This window comes from Citricoccus sp. (assembly GCF_035445025.1).
Taxonomy (GTDB): Bacteria; Actinomycetota; Actinomycetes; order Actinomycetales; family Micrococcaceae; genus Citricoccus.
In genome coordinates this window covers 1-19425 of the sequence record NZ_DAOMPX010000047.1, presented here as the reverse complement: position 1 = coordinate 19425, position 19425 = coordinate 1, and the positions used below count along the sequence as shown (strand labels likewise).

At 72.9% G+C, this 19425-nt stretch carries 18 protein-coding genes; 9 read left to right on the top strand and 9 right to left on the bottom strand.

Annotation, left to right across the window (positions count from 1 at the left end; translation table 11 throughout):
- From PLJ28_RS12555 to PLJ28_RS12545, 3 genes are all read right to left on the bottom strand, one after another.
- Positions 1 to 643: alkaline phosphatase PhoX (locus PLJ28_RS12555; protein WP_324590192.1), on the bottom strand; the 643-nt coding region annotated here is incomplete at its 3' end.
- Positions 644 to 753: 110 nt separating this feature from the next.
- Positions 754 to 1773 (bottom strand): o-succinylbenzoate synthase, encoded by a 1020-nt coding sequence (locus PLJ28_RS12550; RefSeq protein WP_324590191.1) that lies wholly within the window; start codon positions 1771 to 1773, stop codon positions 754 to 756.
- 13 nt (positions 1774 to 1786) lie between these two features.
- Positions 1787 to 2389 carry a hypothetical protein gene (locus PLJ28_RS12545; RefSeq protein WP_324590190.1) on the bottom strand — a complete coding sequence of 201 codons (603 nt, stop codon included), beginning with the start codon at positions 2387 to 2389 and terminating at the stop codon, positions 1787 to 1789.
- A gap of 108 nt (positions 2390 to 2497) precedes the next feature.
- Here PLJ28_RS12545 and PLJ28_RS12540 point away from each other — a divergent pair, with 108 nt between their 5' ends.
- Positions 2498 to 3421 (top strand): phosphatase PAP2 family protein, encoded by a 924-nt coding sequence (locus PLJ28_RS12540; protein WP_183527706.1) that lies wholly within the window; start codon positions 2498 to 2500, stop codon positions 3419 to 3421.
- A gap of 1 nt (position 3422) precedes the next feature.
- On the opposite strand, the gene PLJ28_RS12535 is transcribed toward PLJ28_RS12540, so the two are convergent.
- A complete protein-coding gene (locus tag PLJ28_RS12535) occupies positions 3423 to 4646 on the bottom strand; it encodes an MFS transporter (RefSeq protein ID WP_183527708.1) in 1224 nt (407 codons plus the stop codon).
- Positions 4643 to 5407, bottom strand: coding sequence for an MBL fold metallo-hydrolase (locus PLJ28_RS12530; RefSeq protein ID WP_183527710.1), 765 nt, complete (start codon positions 5405 to 5407; stop codon positions 4643 to 4645). The genes PLJ28_RS12535 and PLJ28_RS12530 overlap by 4 nt, the downstream gene beginning before the upstream one ends.
- Positions 5408 to 5597: 190 nt before the next feature.
- Between PLJ28_RS12530 and PLJ28_RS12525 the strand changes: the two genes are divergently transcribed.
- On the top strand, positions 5598 to 7004 hold the full coding sequence (locus tag PLJ28_RS12525) for an NCS2 family permease (protein ID WP_324590193.1): 1407 nt from the start codon (positions 5598 to 5600) through the stop codon (positions 7002 to 7004).
- A 33-nt stretch (positions 7005 to 7037) separates the two neighbouring features.
- Positions 7038 to 9278 (top strand): S9 family peptidase, encoded by a 2241-nt coding sequence (locus tag PLJ28_RS12520; RefSeq protein WP_183527712.1) that lies wholly within the window; start codon positions 7038 to 7040, stop codon positions 9276 to 9278.
- Here the strand turns inward: PLJ28_RS12520 and PLJ28_RS12515 are convergent.
- Positions 9247 to 10185 carry an EamA family transporter gene (locus PLJ28_RS12515; protein ID WP_298044850.1) on the bottom strand — a complete coding sequence of 313 codons (939 nt, stop codon included), beginning with the start codon at positions 10183 to 10185 and terminating at the stop codon, positions 9247 to 9249. The genes PLJ28_RS12520 and PLJ28_RS12515 overlap by 32 nt on opposite strands.
- Before the next feature lie 87 nt (positions 10186 to 10272).
- Here PLJ28_RS12515 and PLJ28_RS12510 point away from each other — a divergent pair, with 87 nt between their 5' ends.
- Positions 10273 to 11919: an alkaline phosphatase D family protein gene (locus PLJ28_RS12510; protein WP_324590189.1), complete on the top strand. Its 1647-nt coding sequence runs from the start codon at positions 10273 to 10275 to the stop codon at positions 11917 to 11919.
- A gap of 16 nt (positions 11920 to 11935) precedes the next feature.
- On the opposite strand, the gene PLJ28_RS12505 is transcribed toward PLJ28_RS12510, so the two are convergent.
- Positions 11936 to 12655: a tyrosine-protein phosphatase gene (locus tag PLJ28_RS12505; protein ID WP_324590188.1), complete on the bottom strand. Its 720-nt coding sequence runs from the start codon at positions 12653 to 12655 to the stop codon at positions 11936 to 11938.
- A 216-nt stretch (positions 12656 to 12871) separates the two neighbouring features.
- Between PLJ28_RS12505 and PLJ28_RS12500 the strand changes: the two genes are divergently transcribed.
- The 4 genes from PLJ28_RS12500 to PLJ28_RS12485 all read left to right on the top strand — a co-directional run bounded on the left by PLJ28_RS12500 (position 12872) and on the right by PLJ28_RS12485 (position 17665).
- Entirely contained in the window at positions 12872 to 14446 is a 1575-nt protein-coding gene (locus tag PLJ28_RS12500; RefSeq protein WP_183527718.1) for an MFS transporter, read from the top strand.
- Between the two features lie 84 nt (positions 14447 to 14530).
- Entirely contained in the window at positions 14531 to 15493 is a 963-nt protein-coding gene (locus PLJ28_RS12495; RefSeq protein ID WP_298044854.1) for a 1,4-dihydroxy-2-naphthoyl-CoA synthase, read from the top strand.
- Positions 15493 to 16680 (top strand): AMP-binding protein, encoded by a 1188-nt coding sequence (locus tag PLJ28_RS12490; RefSeq protein WP_183527722.1) that lies wholly within the window; start codon positions 15493 to 15495, stop codon positions 16678 to 16680. Before PLJ28_RS12495 ends, PLJ28_RS12490 begins: the two co-directional genes overlap by 1 nt.
- 115 nt (positions 16681 to 16795) lie before the next feature.
- Positions 16796 to 17665 carry a 1,4-dihydroxy-2-naphthoate polyprenyltransferase gene (locus tag PLJ28_RS12485; RefSeq protein WP_183527724.1) on the top strand — a complete coding sequence of 290 codons (870 nt, stop codon included), beginning with the start codon at positions 16796 to 16798 and terminating at the stop codon, positions 17663 to 17665.
- Here the strand turns inward: PLJ28_RS12485 and PLJ28_RS12480 are convergent, their stop codons facing one another.
- A complete protein-coding gene (locus tag PLJ28_RS12480; protein ID WP_010143136.1) occupies positions 17666 to 17974 on the bottom strand; it encodes a DUF4229 domain-containing protein in 309 nt (102 codons plus the stop codon).
- 34 nt (positions 17975 to 18008) lie between these two features.
- On the opposite strand from PLJ28_RS12480, the gene PLJ28_RS12475 reads away from it, so the two are divergent.
- Positions 18009 to 18413, top strand: coding sequence for a PLD nuclease N-terminal domain-containing protein (locus tag PLJ28_RS12475; protein WP_183527726.1), 405 nt, complete (start codon positions 18009 to 18011; stop codon positions 18411 to 18413).
- 546 nt (positions 18414 to 18959) lie between these two features.
- Here PLJ28_RS12475 and ccsA read toward each other — a convergent pair.
- On the bottom strand, positions 18960 to 19425 hold a 466-nt coding region (gene ccsA / locus PLJ28_RS12470), incomplete at its 5' end, for a cytochrome c biogenesis protein CcsA (protein WP_324590187.1).

The window sequence follows — 19425 nt, the reverse complement described above, 5'->3', positions numbered from 1 at the left end:
GGCCCCTGCCCTCGCGCCGGAGCTCGACCACGGACATCCCGTGGGCCGCGATGCCCGCGTTGACGACGTCCTCGGGGTTCGAGGCGATGTACTCCGGGGAGAACATGATGTTCTCGTTGGTGTACTCGTGGTTGGACACCAGGTAGCCACGGCGGTCGTCGCGGCCGTCGGTGATGACGTCCAGGTAGTCGTTGTTGTAGCCGAACTGCCGGGACTGGGACTCACCGGTCTGGGCGGTGATGTCGAACTCCGGGGAGTCGGCGAACAACGGGTCACCCCAGCGGATGATGGCCTTCCAGTCGTAGCCCTCCGGCACGGTGACATCGTCCACGGTCTTGGGGACCCCGTTGAGGGCCCGGAACTCGAGCTTGCCGCCGCCCTTCGGGTGGGTGCCGCCGTGGGCCTCCGCGGTCGGGGCGGTGGAGACGGCCTGGGCGCCCACGACGACGGCGGCGGCCAGTCCGCCGCCCAGGCCCAGGGCGGCGCGGCGCGAGATCGCGGCGTCGGCGATGTCCCGGAAGTGGGTGTTGCCCGAGGTGTTGGGGGCTTCATGGGCGCAGGCGTTGCCGCACTTGAGCTGGCAGGTGATGGGCGAACGGTTGCCACGGGTGTGGCCGGCCATGGGCAGCTGGCGCTTCAGCAAGGAGATCTCCTCAAGGTGGTGGATGAGCGTATCCACCGTTCACCCCGAAGGATGCGTCCCGGACGCGAAACGGTGACGTCCCGGTGAACACTTCGTGAGCGGGACGTCGCTCAGGCCGGCCGGGCCGCCTCCAGCACCGCCCAGGCCGCGCGGAGCCGGTCCCGCCACCACCGCTGCCGGTCCTCGCCGGCGCGCAGCGCGCCCCGCGCCACCGGGACGGGGGCCGGACCGGGACGGAGCCGGCCGGCGTCGGGGACCCAGGGCGGGTCCGCGACGTCCTGGGCGAACAGCGCCACGGTGCCCAGCCCGCAAGCGTGGGGCAGTCGCGGCAGGCTGGCGGCGAGCGCCACCCCGGCGGCGATCCCCACCGAGGTGTCCAGCGCCGAGGACACGACCGCATCCAGACCGGCGGCCTCCACGATCCCGAGGGCGCGGCGCACCCCGCCCAGGGGCTGGACCTTGACCACGACGAGGTCCGCGGCCCCGGCCCGGGCGACGGCCACGGGGTCGGTCTCCTTGCGGACGGACTCGTCGGCGGCCAGCCGTACCTCGATCCCGGCGCGGTCCAGGGCCTCGCGCAGCCGGGCGAGCCCCTCGATGCCCGCCACCGGCTGCTCGGCGTACTCGAGCCCGTACCCGGCCAGCCGGCCCAGCGCCGCCAGGGCGGTCGCGTGGTCCCAACCCTGGTTGGCGTCGACGCGGAGGGCTGCCTCCGGCAGCAGGCGGCGCACCTCGGCCACCCGGGCCACGTCGTCGTCGACGTCCTGGCCCGCTTCGGCCACCTTCACCTTGACGGCCGGGACCGCGCCGAAGGACTCCAGGACGCGCCCGACGTCCCCGGGCCGGACCGCCGGGACGGTCGCGTTAACGGGGACGGTCTCCCGCACGGGGGCCGGCCAGCCGTGCCAGCCGGCCTCGATCGCCGCGGCGAGCCAGCGGGCGGACTCCACCGCGTCGTACTCGGGGAACGGGGAGAACTCGGCCCAGCCGGCCGGCCCGTGCAGCAGCATCGCCTCGCGCACGGTGGTGCCGCGGAAGCGGGTGTGCAGGGGCTGGGTGACGACGACGGCGCCGTCCAGCAGTTCGTCGGCACCGGGCAGCGACAGCCCGGCCAGCAGGGGCGGGATCATGCCCCCAGCCTATTCAGCGTGCGTGGTGGTACCCGAACTTGCGGGCCACGGCCACGGCGCGGGCGTGGTCACCGAGGACGGTCTCCAGTGCCTGGACCACGGCGGCGGTGGTCTCCGGACGCAGGGTCCAGTCCTCGGTGAACGGGTTGTCCCACCGGGCCCAGGCGCTGCCGGTGGCGGCCAGGGCCAGCGCCATCTGCTCGAGGGAGTCGAAGGTCGGCTCCGGGTCGTCCAGCCGGTCCTCCCAGCCGTCGTCCCCGGGCGCGGTGAGGACCTGGCCGGTGTTCGCGTCGAGGATGAACGGGTCCGCGCCCTGCTTGGCCACCACCGTCCACTCCTCGTTCCAGTCCACCAGCCGGGCCGCGGTGCTCCGGTTCCAGCGGTATCCGGCCTGCTCGTCCCAGAGCCGTTCGAGCGGGAAGAACAGGAAGGGCAGCCCGGCGGTGTCGATCTCGATCCACTCGGGTCCCACCTCGCGGTAGAACCGGGCCAGTTGCGGGGCCAGGGGTGTCTCCCCCGCCCACTCGATGGGTTCCTGGCGGCTGACGGAGCCGAAGAGGGCGAGTGCCTGGCGTGCCGCGGCGTGCTCGGGAGTGGTCCCCGCGATGTTGGACATGGGGCCGAGGATAGACCGCCCGTCCGTCGCCCGCGTGACCGTCCGGCGAAGAATCGTCGACGGACCGGTGACGGGATCCTCCCAGCCGGCTGGACCACAATGGAGCCCATGCCCTCTGCCGTTCCCGACACGTTGCCCGTCCGGTCCGCCCGTCGGCCGGCCCGTGACCCCTGGGCCTGGCTGCTGGCGCTGGCCGGCTGCATCGCGCTGCTCCTGGTGGTCTTCACCGCCTTCGTGGGCACCTCCACCGGCCAGCTGGCGGAGTACATGGCCCTGGAGTCCGCCACCCACCGGCTCGCCTCGCTGCACGGCTCGGTGACCGTGGTGCTGGTCCGGTTGCCGCAGATCGTCGGGGTGGTCGGGGTCGCCGTGTTCCTGGTGCTCACGGTCTGGCGCCGGCGCTGGTTCGCCTCGCTGGTGGCGGCGGCGGGGTTCGCGGGGGCCAACCTCACCACCCAGGTCCTCAAGAACGTGCTGTTCGTCCGGCCGGTGCTGGACAACGGGGTGCCCTACTACACGGGCAACTCTCTGCCCTCGGGGCACACCACCTTCGCCGCGGCCGCGGCCCTGGCCGTGTTCCTCATGGTGGCCCCGCGGTGGCGTCCGGCGACGGCCGCGATCGGTGCGCTGTTCGCCACCGCGGTGGGGGCGGGCACGTTCATCGAGGCCTGGCACCGCCCGGCGGACATGGCGGCGGCCTACCTGGTCGCCGCCGCCTGGGCGCTGGCGGCCGGCTGGGTCATCCTGCGCACGGGACCCGGCTGGAACACGGTGGGCAGGCCCAGCGCCCGTCATCCGCGGCCGGCGGGCCACCCCGGCTGGGACGTGGCCCTCTGGCTCGGCGGCCTGCTGGCCACGGCCGGGGCCTGGCTGGCCTTCCAGGCCGCCGGGGGTGTGGCCGCCCTGACCCCGGTTCCGGACTGGCACTCCGGCTGGCACTTCCTGGCCGGGCTGCTGCTCTCCGTGGGACCGGGGCTGCTGGTCTTCGGGTTCCTCTCGACCTTCTTCCGCTGGCAGGCCGGGCGCCGCTGAGTCAGGCCACCGGCCCGGGTCCGCGCGGCAGGGCCCGGGCGAACACCACCGCCCCGGCGCCGGCGATTGCCGCGATCACCCAGATCCCGGTGGCGAGCCCCGCCAGGGCCGTGACCGCGGAGAGGATCGCCGGACCCGCCAGGATGCCGGCGTCTGCCTGCAACCGCCACAGGGCCAGGAACTGGGGCCTGGCCTGCCGCGGGGAGTAGTCGGCGCCCAGGGTCATGACGATCCCGGAACCGAAGCCGTTGCCCAGCCCCACCACCAGCGCCACCGCGGTGAACCACCCCGGAGCGCCGGTGAGCGGGATCAGGGCCATGCCCAGGCCCAGCCCGCTCAGGCAGGACACCGCCACGATGCGCCGGCCGCGGCGGTCCATGAGCAGCCCCGAGGGGTAGAACATCAGCAGGTCCGCCAGCCCGGTGACCCCGTAGATGACGGACGCCGCCGCGGGTGAGAGCCCCAGGTGGGTGGCCCACAGGGGGATGACGGCGGAACGGCAGGCCCGGGTGGCGGACAGGCAGATCACGGCCACGCCCACGGTGGTCAGCACCCGGCGGTGCTCCCGGGCCAGCGAGCGCAGGGTGGGCCGGGCCTGCGGGACCGGTGGGGTCCCCGCGCCCACCGGGCCCGGCACGGGCAGCTCCCGGATGGCGAAGCTTCCCGCCGCGGCCAGGGCCATGGTCAGCGCACCGGCCGCGAACGCCCCGTGCAGGCCGAGGAGGGCCTGCAGCCCCGCGCCCAGGAACGGCCCGAGGAACAGGCCGATGCGGATGGTGCCGCCCAGGGTGGACATCGCCCGCGCCCGGTGGCTGACCGGGACGGCGACCGCCAGGTAGGACTGCCGGGCCAGGTTGAACCCCGCCCCGGCCATGCCCACGACGAACAGCCCGGCGAAGAACAGGGCGAGCCCGGCGGCGTCGGGCACGGACAGCCAGCCGGCGACGGCGGCCCAGGCCACCAGCGCGCCCACCGCACCGGTCCAGGCGGAGACGATGATGGTCCTGCGCTCCCCCGCCCGGGAGGCCAGGTGCGCGGCGGGCGCGTTGGCCAGCAGCGAGCCGATCCCGACGAGGGTGACGGAGGCGGCGGCCACGGCCACCGAGGCCCCGAACGCGGTCGCCGCGGGGGCCATGGCCGGGGTGATGGCGCCGACGCCCACGGAGTAGACGGCCGAGGGCGCGTAGACCTGGAACGCCGCGGCGAGCGGGTGGGGCCTGGTCATGACAACCGCCGGGCCAGGTGCCCCGACTGCTCCGCGCCGTACACCGCACCGTCCCCGCCGACGGCCCGCTCCATGGCGTGCAGCATGCGCCGGACGTGGTCCATGCCCACGACGGCGCCGTGCCCGGGGACGATGACCCGGTAGCGGTCCGCCAGCTCGAGGATCCGGGCCAGGGCGGTCGGCCAGTCCCGGGGCCAGGCATCCTCGAAGGCCGGGTCGGCGCCCTCCTCGACGAGGTCCCCGGCGAACAGGACCTCACCGGCCCCGACCAGCAGGTCACCGTCGGTATGGCCGCGGCCCACGTGGAACAGCGTGGCGCCGACCCCGCCGAGGTCGATCGTCCGCGGTTCGTCCCCCACGGTGTGCGTGGGCGGCAGGATCCGCGCGTGGGGCCCCTCACCGGCGGCGAAGGCCGGTTCGAGGGCACGCACCTCGCCCCGCTGGTCCTCGCCGTGCTCGCGCAGCGCGGCCGCGGCGCGCTCGTGGCCCCAGACCTGTTCCACGCCGGCGGTCCCGGGGTCCGCCAGGTAGGCGTTGCCGAACACGTGGTCGAAGTGGGCGTGGGTGTTGACCGCCACCAGGGGCAGGGCGGTCAGCTCGCGTACGCGGTCCAGCAGCCAGGCGGCCTGGACCGGCCCGGCACCGGTGTCCACGAGCAGGGCCCGGTCCGTCCCGACGACGAGGCCCACGTTGGCCTGCCAGCCCGGCAGGGCCAGGGCGTGGGCGTGCGCGGAGAGCTGGACCCACCCCGTGCCTGGCATCGGGCCAGACTACCGCCCGGCCGGTCCTCCCTCTCGCGCGGCCGAACCCCGGGAAGTAGGCGGCGCGGTGCCCGCCGCCGCTAACATGGCCCCCATGCCCAGGCCCGATACCGCAGCACCGACATCCGATCCCAGGACCCTGAACACCGTGGACGCGGCCCATCCGCGCAACGGGTTCGACCGGTTCTTCATGATCTCCCGGCGCGGTTCCTCCGTCGCCCAGGAGATCCGCGGCGGGCTGGCGACCTTCCTGGCGATGAGCTACATCATCGTGCTCAACCCGCTCGTGCTCTCCGGGGCGGACGCGAACGGGGACACCCTGGGCATCGGCCGGGTGGCCGCCGTGACGGCGCTCGTGGCCGGCATCGCGACGATCGTCATGGGCGTCTGGGCCCGGCATCCCTTCGCCCTGGCCGCCGGGCTCGGCGTCAACGCGCTCGTGGCCATCACCGTCGCCACGACCCAGGGACTGACCTGGCCGGCCGTGATGGGACTCGTGGTGATCGCCGGACTGGTCATGGCCGTGCTGGTGGCCACCGGCTTCCGGCAGGCGGTGTTCAACGCCGTGCCGGACGCCCTGAAGACGGGGATCGTGGTGGGCATCGGCCTGTTCATCGCCATGATCGGCTTCGTCAACGCCGGGTTCGTCCGCCGCGTGCCGGACGCCGCCGGCACCACCGTCCCGGTCGGGCTGGGCACCGGTGGTGACCTGGAGGGCTGGCCGGTGCTCGTGTTCATCGTCGGGCTGCTGGTCACCTCCGTGCTCGTGATCCGCAAGACCCGCGGGGCCATCCTCATCGGGATCGTGGTGGCCACCGTGCTGGCGAACATCCTCGAGGCGGTGTTCCACATCGGCCCCTCGGTGGACGCCGAGGGCAACGTCAACCCGACCGGCTGGTCCCTGGTGGCCCCGTCCTTCCCGGACTGGAGCGCCCCGGACGTGTCCCTCGTGGGACAGGCGGACCTGTTCGCGGCCTTCAGCCAGGTCGGCCCCCTGATGGCACTGCTGCTGGTGTTCGTCATCCTGCTGTCCGTGTTCTTCGACGCCATGGGCACGTCCGTGGGCCTGGCCCGCGAGGCCGGCAACGTCACCCGGGACGGTCAGATCCCGCACCTGAACCGGGTCCTCATGGTGGACGCCCTGGCCGTCTCCGCCGGCGGCGGCGCCTCCGGCTCGGCCAACCAGATCTTCGTGGAGTCCGGCACCGGCATCGGCGAGGGTGCGCGCACCGGCCTGGCCTCCGTGGTGACCGGCGTGCTGTTCCTGCTGGCCATGTTCCTGACCCCGCTGATCCACCTGGTGCCCTTCGAGGCGGTCGCCCCGGCCCTCGTGGTGGTGGGCTTCATGATGGCCACGCAGGTGCTGCACATCGACTGGACGGACCTGGGTGCCGCCTTCCCGGCGTTCCTGACCTTCATCCTCATGCCGTTCACCTATTCGATCGCCAACGGCATCGGCGCCGGCATGATCGCCTACGCGGTGATCCGCACCGCCCAGGGCCGGGCCCGCGAGGTGCACCCCCTGCTCTGGGTGGTGGCCGCCGCCTTCGTCCTCTACTTCGGCATGGGCGTTTTCCGGGGCCTGCTGGGGCTGTGATCCACGCCCCCGGCGTGGGGTTGAATGGTGGCCATGAGTTCTTCGGACACCACGACGTCGGCCCCCACCTCGCACCCGCCGGTCGCCGAGCGGCGCCCCGTGCCGCGCGAGCACCACGGCCAGGCCTTCACGGACGACTACGACTGGCTGCGGGACAAGGAGTCCCCCGAGGTCATCGCGCACCTGGAGGCGGAGAACGCCTACACGGCCGCGGTCACCGAGGACCAGGAGCCGCTGCGCACGGCCATCTTCGGCGAGATCAAGGCCCACACGGTGGAGACGGACCTGTCCGTCCCGGCCCGCAAGGACGACTGGTGGTACTTCTCCCGCACCGAGGAGGGCAAGCAGTACGGCGTGCAGTGCCGCGTGCGGGCACGGGACACCGGTGACGCCGTCGCGGACTGGACCCCGCCGGTCATCGAGCCGGGCGTCGCGGTCGAGGGCGAAGAGGTCATCCTGGACGGCAACGCCGAGGCCGAGGGCAAGCCCTTCTTCTCCCTCGGCGGCCTGGCCGTGTCCCGGGACGGGAACCTGATGGCCTACGCCGTGGACCATGCCGGCGACGAGCGCTTCACCCTGCGCGTCCGGGACCTGCGCACCGGCGAGGACCTGGCCGACGAGATCCCCAACGTGTCCTACGGGGTGGTCTTCGACCGCACCGGCACGCGAGTGTTCTACACCGTCCCGGACGAGTCCTGGCGTCCCTACCGCATCCTCGCCCACACCCTCGGCACGCCGAACGAGCAGGACCAGCTGCTGTTCCAGGAGGACGACCCGGGGATGTGGTCCGGCTTCGGGCTCTCCGCCGACCGCACCGAGCTGGTCGTGTCCATCGGCAATTCCGAGCTCGCCGAGACCCGGGCCCTGGACCTGCCCGAGGGCGCCGGGGAGCCGCTGGGCGGGCTGCGCGTGCTCGTGGACCGCTCCCTCGGCCTGCTACACGGCGTGGACCCGGTGACCCTGGACGGCCGGCGGCACTACGTGATCGTCCATGACAAGGACCTGGCCACGGGGGCCGACGCCCCGAACAACATGGTCTCCCTGGCCGCCCGCGAGACGGTGACGGACCCGCGGTCCTGGCGCACCGTCGTGGAGCACTCGGCCACCACCAAGGTGGACGGCGCCGCCGTCACCGCCACGCACCTGGCCCTGAGCGTGCGCCGCCAGACGACCCCGCGCACCCTCGTGATGCCGCTGGCCGGGCTGGGCACGGACCAGCAGGGCCGGCCCGTGGAGCCGGACTTCGGCGAGGAGCTGTACTCGTGCGAACTGGCCGGGGCCCCCTACGAGTCGCCCTACCTGCGGTTGTCCTACACCTCCTGGGTGACCCCCTCCCAGGTGCTGGACTGGGAGATGGGCGCCGGCGAGGCCGGCGCCCTGCACCTGCGCCGCCAGGTCGAGGTGCCCGGCTACGACCCCGAGCAGTACCTCGTGGAGCGCTGGTGGGCGCCGGCCGAGTCCACGGACCGGCGGGTGACGATCCCGCTGACGGTCATCCGGCGCAAGGACACCGAGTGGGACGGTTCCAACCCCTGCGTCGTCTACGGCTACGGCAGCTACGAGGTCTCGATGGACCCGGGGCTGTCCGTGGCGCGGTTGTCCCTGCTGGACCGCGGCGTGGTCTACGTGGTGGCGCACGTGCGCGGTGGGGGCGAGCTGGGCCGTGCCTGGTACGACCACGGCAAGAAGCTGCACAAGAAGAACACCTTCACCGACTTCGTGGACGCCACCCGGTTCGTGGCGCAGTCCGGCTGGGTGGACCCGGACCGGATCGCCTGCATGGGCGGCTCGGCGGGCGGGCTGCTGATGGGCGCGGTGCTGAACCTGGCCCCCGAGCTGTACCGGGCGTGCGTGGCGCAGGTGCCGTTCGTGGACGCGCTGACCTCCATCCTGGACCCGGACCTGCCGTTGTCCGCCCTGGAGTGGGAGGAGTGGGGCAACCCGATCACCGACCCGGAGGTGTACCGGTACATGGCCGAGTACACCCCGTACGAGAACGTGCGGGCGGTGGACTATCCCGCCGTCGCGGCCGTGACCTCGCTGAACGACACCCGGGTGCTGTACGTGGAGCCGGCCAAGTGGGTCCAGCTGCTGCGCCGCACGGTCACCTCGGACCAGTCCACGCCGCTGGCCGCGGGGGGCTCGCCGATCGTGCTGAAGACGGAGATGGACGGCGGCCACGGGGGCGCCTCGGGTCGCTACCGGGCCTGGGAGGACCGGGCCTGGGACTACGCCTTCCTGCTCACCGCCCTCGGCGCGAGCCAGCGGGTGTGAGCCGTCGCGCGGTCAGCGTCACCCCGGCGCTGGCCGCGACGACCAGCACGATCGCCAGGGTGCGCAGCAGCCCGGACTCCTGGCCCAGCAGCAGCCACCCGAACAGGGCCGCGAAGGCCGGTTCCAGGCTCAGCAGGATGCTGAACACCGCCGGTGGCAACCGGCGCAGCGCGTTGAGCTCCAGCGAGTAGGGCACCACCGAGGACAGCAGCGCGACCAGGAGCCCCAGCCCCAGCAGCGCCGGGTCCGCGAACGCGCCGGCGGCCCCCGGCACGCCCAGTGGCGCCACGACGGCGGTGGCCACCACCAGTGCCACGGCCAGTCCCCCGCTGCCCGGCATGAGCGCCCCCACCCGCTTGCTGGTGAGGATGTAGGCCATCCAGAACGCCCCGGCGACCAGGGCGAAGAGCACGCCGACCGGGTCCAGCGCCTCGTCCCCGGAGGCGCTGTCCACCGCGAGCAGGGCCATGCCCGCCAGGGCCACGGCCACCCAGAGCCCGTCCACCCAGCGCCGGGCGAGGAGGGCGGCCAGCACCAGCGGTCCCAGGAACTCGATGGACACCGCGACCCCCAGCGGGATCCGGTCGATCGCGGCGTAGAAGACCCCGTTCATCGCACCCATGGAGATCCCGAACAGGACCACCGCCGTCCACTGCGCGCGCGTCCAGCTGCGGATCCGCGGCCGCACCAGACCCAGCAGCACCACCGCGGCAAGGCCCAGCCGCAGCGTGGTGACGCCCCAGGGGCCCAGGACCGGGAACAGCTGCACCGCCACGGCCGCGCCGAACTGCAGCGAGACGCAGGCCCCGATGACCAGCACGACCCCGGTGGCCAGGGCGCGGGGCTGGACGCCGACCGCCCGCGGCGTGGGGACGATGATCGGCAGCGGGTTGGTCGAGGGAGTCACGTGCCCATTGTCCCCGGCCTCCCGGTGGCCCGCCGGAGTTCACCCGCAGGCCACCGGCGTTTCACGGCGCGCGGCTTCACTGTGGGCATGGAGAACCACCCGGCGCCGAACCGCCGCACCCTGCTCAAGGGTGCCGCCGCGGCCGCCCTCGCCAGCACCCTGCCCACCACGCTCGGCACCGGACCGGCGGCCGCGTCCCCGTCGGTGTCCGCACGCCGCGCCGCGGCCCGCCTGACCCTGCCCTCCGGGATCCAGACCGGTGACGTCACGTCCCACTCCGCCGTCCTGTGGTCCCGCGCCTCGGGCGAGGGCCGCCTCCAGGCGGTCCTGCACGCCCTCGACGCCGACGGCGACCGCGTGCGGTCCCGGGGCCGGCGTCGTGGTCATGGAGCGGGCCGGGACGGTGAACCGATCCGCCTGCGCGGCCCGTGGGCCACCGCGGACACCGACTTCACCGCGCGCATCCAGGCCCGCGGCCTGCCGTCCGGCACCGCGTTCGACCTGGAGCTGTCCTTCGAGGACGAGCACGGACGCCGCAGCGAGCTCGGCACCGGCCGGTTCAGCACCGCCCCGGGGCGCCGGTCGGACGGGGCGCAGAGCTTCGTCTGGACGGCCGACACCGCCGGCCAGGGTTACGGCATCAACCCCGACGTCGGGGGCATGTTCGGCTACGAGACGATGCGCTCGTTCGACCCCGACTTCTTCCTGCACGCCGGTGACACCGTCTACGCGGACGGTCCGATCGCCGAGACCATGACGGAGCCCGACGGGACCCTCTGGCGCAACGTCGTCACCGACGAGGTGGCCAAGGTGGCCGAGACCCTGCGGGAGTTCCGCGGCCGCCACAGCTACAACCTGATGGACGCCAACGTGCGGGCCATGTACGCGCAGGTGCCGGTCATCGCCACGTGGGACGACCACGAGACCACCAACAACTGGTGGGCCGGCGAGGTGCTGACCGATGAGCGCTACACCGTCCGGGACGTCGACACCCTCGCCGCGCGCGGTCGACGCGCCTGGCAGGAGTACCAGCCGATCGCCGACCACCGGGCGATGTCCCGCGGCAGCGGCCTCGAGCCGGCCCGCATCTACCGCAGGATCGAGCGCGGCCCCCAGCTGGACGTGTTCGTCCTGGACATGCGCACGCACAAGGGCGAGAACACCGACGGCATGGAACCGCACGCGACCGCCCTCCTCGGCGAGGAGCAGCTCGAGTGGCTGCTGCGCGGGCTCAGGACCTCGAAGGCCACCTGGAAGGTCATCCTGGCGGACCTGCCGCTGGGCATCATCGTCCCGGACGGGAAGGGCCAGGAGTCCATCTCCAACGCCGACCACGGCCAGCCGCTGGGCCGCGAACTCGAACTGGCCCGGCTGCTGTCCGGCATCAAGCGGCAGGGCAGCCGCAACGTCGTGTTCCTGACCGGGGACGTGCACTACTGCGCCGCCCACCACTACTCACCCGAACGGGCCCGATTCACGGACTTCCATCCGTTCTGGGAGTTCGTGGCCGGTCCCATCAACGCCGGGTCCTTCGGACCCAACGAGATGGACCACACCTTCGGTCCCCACGTGGACTTCCAGAAGGCCGGTCCGGCGATGGGATCACCCCGCGACGGCGCGGGGCAGTTCTTCGGGCGCGTACAGGTGGCCCCGGGGGGCGAGGAGTTCACCGTGGAACTGATCGACGCGAACGGCCAGGTGCAGTACACCCGGACGCTGACCCCGGAGCGCTGAGCGCCGACGCCCCGGATCAGGCGGGCCGGCCGGCGGTGCGGCCCAGCTTCCGCAGGACCGCCTGCAGTTCGTCCTCGCCCAGGCCGTGCCGCCGGAGCAGCGCCGCCACCGACCCCTCGTCCGGCAGGGAGTCCGCGAACTCCTCCAGGGCCCGCAGCCGGCCGGTGAGGAACTCCTCCAGTTCCGCACCGGCCATATGCCGCTCGTGGGGGTGGGGCACGGGGCTGATGCGGTGCCAGTCGTTGATGCCCCGGGCGCCGGCGTCGTACTGCGGCAGGACCAGGTCACGCCGACCGGCCAGCATCAGCAGCAGGGTGACCACGAGCCCGGTCCGGTCCCGGCCGGCCGAGCAGTGCAGCACCACCGCCCCCGGTGCCGCCGCGATCGCGCTGAACACCCGGGCCAACCGGTCCGGGAAGTAGCGCAGGGTGGACGGGTAGTACCGCGGGTGGTTCGGGTACGGTGCGCCGGCGGCGAGCGCCGGCGCCATGTACTCCGCCACGTCCTGGTCCTCCACCGGGCAGTGCACGACGTCGATCCCGGCCCGGGCGGCATCGCCCACCGCGGGGTCGGTGGGCCGGCGGGTGCGTTCGGGCTCGTTGCGCAGGTCGATCACCGTGGTGACGCCGTCCTGGCGCAGGTGCCGCCAGCCGTCCTCGGTCAGCCATTCCTGGCGCCCCATCCGGTAGATGAGCCCCAGCACGTGGTGCGCGTTGACCGCTCCGTCCCAGTTCATGACACCACTGTGCACCGTCCGGCCCGATTTGTCCGACTCCCCCGGCCCCCGTTAGGGTCAACCGTCTACCTCCCAGGTGGGTGGCCGATGCACGATCCCGGCCGCCGTCCTCCCCGGCCCCGACCCGGCGCCCCCGGCCGCCCCGTGCGCCGGGCCTACCGCCTGGTCGGCCCTGGAACACCCCTGACGGGGTGAATCGCACAGGAAGCGGCACTCGTGTCCAGCTCTGCACCACAGTCCTCCGTCCGCAATCGCTTCTCCAGGCCGAGCCGTCCACCCCGGAAGAAGACCCCCGCGGCGGCCATCCGCAAGGCCACCGCGGCCTCCGCGCTCGGCAACGCCACCGAGTGGTACGACTACGGCGTCTACGCGGTGGCCACGGCCTACATCACCCAGCACTTCTTCCCCGGTGAGGGCGGCATGCTGCTGACGCTGGCCACCTTCGCGATCTCCTTCCTGGTGCGGCCGCTGGGCGGACTGGTCTGGGGACCCCTCGGGGACCGGATCGGGCGCAAGGGCATCCTGGCGCTGACCATCCTGCTGATGTCCGGTGCCACGTTCCTGATCGGCGTGCTGCCGACCTTCGACCAGGTCGGCTGGCTGGCCCCGGTGCTGCTGATCGTGCTGCGCATGGTCCAGGGCTTCTCCACCGGCGGCGAGTACGGGGGCGCGGCCACCTACATGTCCGAGTACGCCCCGGACCGCCGCCGAGGCTTCCTGGGCTCCTTCCTGGAGTTCGGCACCCTGGGCGGCTTCGCCCTGGGCACGGCCGTCATGCTGCTCCTGGAACTGCTGCTGTCCCCCGAGCAGATGAGCTCCTGGGGCTGGCGCCTGCCGTTCCTGCTGGCCGCCCCGATGGGCCTGATCGGGTTCTACCTGCGCTCCAAGCTGGACGACACCCCGGTGTACGAGGAGATGAACGACGACGCACCGGCCGCCGCCGAGTCGGTCGACACCCCGTCGCTGCCGCAGCTGTTCCGCACCCACTGGAAGCCGATGCTGGTGATGACCGGGCTGGTCATCTCGGTGAACGTGGTCAACTACACGCTGCTGTCCTACATGCCCACCTACCTGGAGCAGCAGATCGGCCTGCCCGCCTCGGCCGGGCTCGCCATCATCCTCATCGGCGAGGTCGCCATGATGGCGCTGATGCCGTGGTCCGGCGGCCTCTCGGACAGGTTCGGCCGCAAGCCGTCCTGGTACTTCTCCCTGGGCGGGATCATCCTGCTGGCCATCCCCATGTTCATGCTCATGGGCATGGACTTCGGGCTGGCGCTCGTCGGCTTCGCCGTGCTGGGCCTGCTGTACATCCCGCAGCTGTCCACGATCACCGCCACCTTCCCGGCGATGTTCCCCACCCAGGCGCGGTTCTCCGGCTTCGCGATCACCTACAACATCGCCACCTCGATCTTCGGGGGCACCGCCGCGCTGGTGAACGAGTGGGCCATCGGGGTGACGGGGGACGTCAAGTTCCCGGCCTACTACATGATGGCCGCCTGCGCGGTGGGACTGGTCAGCGTGTGGTTCATGCGGGAGACCGCGGGGGCCTCCCTGCGCGGTTCGGAGATCCCCGGCGCCGTCGGCTCGGCCGTGGTCCCCGGCTCCCCTGCCGAGACCGCGCTGGAGCAGGGCCGGCAGCCCGAGCAGCGGACCATGGCGGAACACGAGATGCTCGCCGCGGCCGCAGAGGCCCGGGAGGCGGCCGCCAGCGGCAGGGGCGGCGTGGCCCTCCACCACGACGACCACCACGAGCACGACGACGACGTGCCGGCGGGCGCCCCGGCCCGCTGACACCGCGCCCTGTGCCCCTGACCCGGCGGATCCCCAGGATCCGCCGGGTCAGTGCTCTCGGTGGGGCTGGCTAGACTCTGCCGGGTGAGCAACGCAGAACACACAGACCTCCCGGCCCGCGTCTCCGACGTCTTCGACCCCACCCGCTGGCGTGTGGTGGAGGGATTCGACCTCGAGGACATCACCTACCACCGGCAGGTCGAGCGCGACGCCTCCGGCGCCGTCGTGAGGGACCTGGGCACCGTGCGGATCGCCTTCGACCGCCCGGAGGTCCGCAACGCCTTCCGCCCCGGCACCGTGGACGAGCTCTACCGCACCCTGGACCACGCCCGGATGACCCCGGACGTCGGTTGCATCCTGCTCACCGGCAACGGCCCCTCCCCCAAGGACGGCGGGCACTCCTTCTGCTCCGGCGGGGACCAGCGCATCCGCGGGCGGGACGGCTACCGCTACGCCGAGGGCACCTCCGCCGAGACGATCGACCCCGCGCGCGCCGGCCGGCTGCACATCCTCGAGGTCCAGCGGCTGATCCGCACCACGCCCAAGCCGGTCATCGCCGTCGTGAACGGCTGGGCCGCCGGCGGCGGGCACTCGCTCCACGTGGTCGCGGACCTGACGATCGCCTCGCGCCAGCACGGCAGGTTCAAGCAGACCGACGCCACCGTCGGCTCCTTCGACGCCGGCTACGGCTCGGCGCTGCTGGCCCGGCAGATCGGCCAGAAGAACGCCCGCGCCATCTTCTTCCTGGCCCGCGAGTACTCGGCCGAGGACATGGTGCAGATGGGCGCCGTCAACGAGGCCGTGGACCACGAGCGCCTCGAGGAGGTGGCCCTGGAGTACGCCGCGGACATCAACCGCCAGTCTCCGCAGGCCATCCGGATGCTGAAGTTCGCCTTCAACCTCGCCGACGACGGGCTCTCCGGCCAGCAGGTCTTCGCCGGCGAGGCGACCCGCCTGGCCTACATGACGGACGAGGCCGTGGAGGGACGGGACGCGTTCCTGCAGAAGCGCGATCCCGACTGGTCCGGCTTCCCGTACTACTTCTGATGCCGCTGACCGACTCCGGGCTCGAGGACGCCCGGCGCGCGCTGGCCGCCGCGCTGGACGGGTCCGGGCCGCCGGTGGAGTTCACCGCGGACGGGCGGGTGCTCCCCCGCCCCGAGGCCACGGATCCCTCGCGCGGGGGCTCGGCCGGCGTCGTCGCGGTGGTGCGGACCTCCGGGTCCACCGGCGCGCCCAAGCAGACCCTGCTCACCCGCGAGGCCCTGGCCGCCTCCGCCGCCGCCACCGCCGCGCGCATCGGCGGCGAGGGGCAGTGGCTGCTGGCCGTGGGGCTGCAGTTCGTGGCCGGCCTGGCCGTGCTCTCCCGGTCCCTGCGGGCCGGGACCACGCCCGTGCCCACCGCCCCCGGCCCGTTCACCGCCCGGGGTTTCGCCGAGGCCGTGGACCGGCTGGAGCGCGGCACCGGCTTCCGCGCGGTCTCCCTGGTCCCCACCCAGCTCGCCCGCCTGCTCTCCCCCGATGACGGTCCCGACCGGCTGGCGCTCGATGCGCTCCGCACCTTCGATGTCGTGCTGGTCGGCGGGGCCCGGGTGCCCGATACCGTGCGCGCCGCGGCCGCGGACGCACGCATCGCCCTGCACCTGACCTACGGGATGAGCGAGACCTGCGGCGGCTGCGTCTACGACGGCGTCCCGCTCGAGGACGTCACCGCCGAGGTCGTCCACGGCGCCGACGGTGACACCCCCCGCTTGCGGCTGTCCGGGCCCGTGGTCGCCGCCGGCTACCTCGACGACCCCGGCCGCACGGCCGAGCACTTCGGGACGGGCACCGACGGCGACCCGGCGCGTCGCTGGTACCTCACCGAGGACACCGGCACTGTCCAGGGCGCACCCGGCCACCAGCACCTCACCGTCACCGGCCGCGTGGACGACGTCATCATCACCGGCGGGGTGAAGGTCTCCGCCGCCCGGGTCCAGGGGGTGCTGGAGTCCCTGCCCGGCGTCCGCGCCGCCTTCGTGGGCGGGATCCCCGACGACGAGTGGGGCCAGCGCCTCTGCGCCGCCGTCGCGACGGATGCGTCCTGGGACGAGTCCGCCGCCCGCAGCACGGTGCGGCAGGCCCTGGGCCCGGCCGCGGCACCGAAGGACTGGCTGGTGCTGGACGCACTGCCCCTGCTGCCCAACGGCAAGACCGACCGGCAGTCACTCCTGGAGCGCTTCCGGACGTCGTGATGCCCCGGGGTGCCGCCCTGGCCTGTGGCATCCACCGCCTGCGGCGCATCCAATGCGGCCGCGAGGTGGGAGAATAGGCCGCTGGACTCACCGCCCCGATGGAAGGACCCGCCCTATGGCCACCGCCGCCCAGTGGATCGACGGCGCGCGACTGCGCACCCTGCCGATGGCGATCGCCCCGGTCATGATCGGCTCCGCCGCGGCGGCCGAGCTCGGGGGGTTCCACCTCGGCCGGGCGGTGCTGGCCCTCATCGTGGCCCTGGCCCTGCAGGTCGGCGTGAACTACGCCAACGACTACTCGGACGGCATCCGCGGCACCGACGACGTCCGCGTGGGCCCGCTGCGCCTGACCGGCTCGGGGGCCGCACCGGCCGCCACGGTCAAGGCCGCCGCCTTCGCCTGCTTCGGGGTGGCCTGCCTCGCCGGCCTGGCGCTCGTGGCGTGGGCGGGCACCTGGTGGATGATCGCCGTCGGGGTGCTGGCCGTGGTCGCCGCCTGGTACTACACGGGCGGCAAGAAGCCCTACGGATACCTGGGTTTGGGCGAGGTGTTCGTGTTCATCTTCTTCGGGCTGGTGGCCGTGCTGGGCACCACCTACACGCAGGCGCTCGAGCTCTCCGGTCCGGCCTGGGCCGGCGCCGTGGGGTGCGGACTGCTCTCCACCGCCCTGCTGATGGCCAACAACGTCCGGGACATCCCCACGGACCGCGAGACGGGCAAGATGACGCTGGCGGTTCGCCTCGGCGACACCGCGGCGCGCTGGTCCTACGTGGTGATGGTGGCGGTGGCCGTGCTCCTGCCGCTGCTGTTCACCGGCGAGCACCCGTGGCTGTGGCTGGTCCTGCTGGCCGGCGCGGTGGCCGTGCGTCCCTCGCTGACCATGCTGCACGCCACCGAGCGGCGGGACCTGATCCCGGTGCTGAAGCTCACCGGCATCCTGGGCCTGGTCTACGCCGTGCTGTTCAGCGTGGGACTGCTGCTGTGATCAGCGCTGGTCGTCCCTCGGCTGCTCCGGGTCGAAGTACCGGCCCTCGGTGTAGGCGTCCTCGACGTCCATGTCCGCCTGCTCGGTCCTGCCCCGGTCCGCCCGGCCGCGGCTGCGGCCCGTCCACGCGTTCGCCACGTCCTGTGACGCGCCGGTGCGCAGGTCGTTGAAGAACAGGTAACCGGCGGCCAGGGCGATGACGGCCGCGGCGATGGTGGAGAACACCCAGCCGAGGTTGAGCAGCATGCAGGCACCCCAGACCACGAAGAAGATGGCCAGGCGGATCAGGGCATACTTGAGCAGACGCACCCCGGTAGTCTACCGGGGTCCGTAGAATGGATGCATGCCCCGCTTCCTGATCCCCCTCGGCATCGTCGCAGTCGGCGTCATCATCTATGCGCTCATCGAGTGCCTGATGACCCCGAAGCACCAGGTGCGGGCTTTTCCGAAGACCGCCTGGGTGCTGATCATCATCCTCGTCCCGCTGATCGGCGCGTTGCTGTGGCTGTTCCTCGGCCGGGCCCGGTCCCGTCGCAACGGCGGCGCCCCGGGCGGCCGTCCCGCCGCGCCGCGCCGGCCCTCCTCCCCCGACGACGACGCGGCCTTCCTGCGCCAGCTCGATGTCCAGCGTCAGCAGCAGGCCCGCAAGGCCGAACTGGACCGCCGCGAGGCGGAGCTCAGGGCCCGGGAACAGCAGACGGACGGGCGCTCGGAACAACCCGAGGACGGCGGTCCCGCCTCGTCCTGAGTTGGGGGGGGTCCTCCCCATCGCGGCCCCGTGCGGACCCCTGTCAGAGCGCCGGCGGATCGCCCATGGGCACGGACGAGCGAGAGGGCCTGGACTCCACGAACATCGTCTGCGTGGCCCCCGCCGGCAACGGCCACGAGGTCTCCGGCCACACCGGGGTCCCCGTATCATGTCATCGAATACCCCCTGGGGTCGGAGAGCCCGGCGTACCCGTTCACAGGACTTGACCGGGTGTCCGTGGACGAGGGGGAAGGCCAGATGACACGGGGAGCCCGCGGACCGATGGCGGCGCTCGCCGCGCTGGCCGCCGTGACACTGGGCGGATGCATGAACCCGCAGGGCCGAGCAGGACCCGAACGGCCACCGCCTCTACGGGGCCACCCAGGACGAGGTCGCGCTCCAGGTCACGTTCCGCGAGACCGGGACGCGGACGGCGCTGTCCTGTCCATCGTGATGAGCTCCCCGGACCCGCTGTACCCCAACGACGACCGGTCGAAGTTCACCAACGGAACGCCCAGGCCCCTGCCGTCGCCGTCGGAGTGATGCCTACTCCGGGATGCCGGCGTAGGAGTGCAGGCCGGGGAAGTAGGTGTTGACGATGGTGAAGTTGAACACCAGGGCGGCGAAGCCGATGATCGAGAGCCACGCGGCGCGTTCCCCGGTCCAGCCGCGGGTGGCCCGGGCGTGCAGGTAGCCGGCGTAGATCACCCAGATCACGAAGGTCCAGACCTCCTTGGTGTCCCAGCCCCAGTACCGGCCCCAGGCCTGTTCGGCCCAGATGGCCCCGGCGATCAGGGTGAAGGTCCACATCACGAAGCCCACCGCGTTGATCCGGTAGGACCAGTTCTCCAGGCTCAGCGCCGAGGGCACCAACTGCAGGAACGCCGGCCGCGCCGGGCCCCCGGTGCGGATCCGGGCCTCGCGGCGGTGCTGGAGCAGCTGCAGCACGCTCATCGAGAAGGTCAGGGTGAACAGCGCCGAGGCCAGCACGGCGATCGAGACGTGGATGACG

Coding starts and splice junctions, on each gene's coding strand:
- PLJ28_RS12520 (WP_183527712.1), top strand. CDS start 7,038: ATGAGTTCTTCGGACACCACGACGTCGGCCCCCACCTCGCACCCGCCG.
- PLJ28_RS12545 (WP_324590190.1), bottom strand. CDS start 2,389: ATGTCCAACATCGCGGGGACCACTCCCGAGCACGCCGCGGCACGCCAG.
- PLJ28_RS12490 (WP_183527722.1), top strand. CDS start 15,493: ATGCCGCTGACCGACTCCGGGCTCGAGGACGCCCGGCGCGCGCTGGCC.
- PLJ28_RS12530 (WP_183527710.1), bottom strand. CDS start 5,407: ATGCCAGGCACGGGGTGGGTCCAGCTCTCCGCGCACGCCCACGCCCTG.
- PLJ28_RS12485 (WP_183527724.1), top strand. CDS start 16,796: ATGGCCACCGCCGCCCAGTGGATCGACGGCGCGCGACTGCGCACCCTG.
- PLJ28_RS12525 (WP_324590193.1), top strand. CDS start 5,598: ATGATCTCCCGGCGCGGTTCCTCCGTCGCCCAGGAGATCCGCGGCGGG.
- PLJ28_RS12475 (WP_183527726.1), top strand. CDS start 18,009: ATGCCCCGCTTCCTGATCCCCCTCGGCATCGTCGCAGTCGGCGTCATC.
- PLJ28_RS12540 (WP_183527706.1), top strand. CDS start 2,498: ATGCCCTCTGCCGTTCCCGACACGTTGCCCGTCCGGTCCGCCCGTCGG.
- PLJ28_RS12510 (WP_324590189.1), top strand. CDS start 10,273: ATGGAGAACCACCCGGCGCCGAACCGCCGCACCCTGCTCAAGGGTGCC.
- PLJ28_RS12535 (WP_183527708.1), bottom strand. CDS start 4,646: ATGACCAGGCCCCACCCGCTCGCCGCGGCGTTCCAGGTCTACGCGCCC.
- PLJ28_RS12550 (WP_324590191.1), bottom strand. CDS start 1,773: ATGATCCCGCCCCTGCTGGCCGGGCTGTCGCTGCCCGGTGCCGACGAA.
- PLJ28_RS12505 (WP_324590188.1), bottom strand. CDS start 12,655: ATGAACTGGGACGGAGCGGTCAACGCGCACCACGTGCTGGGGCTCATC.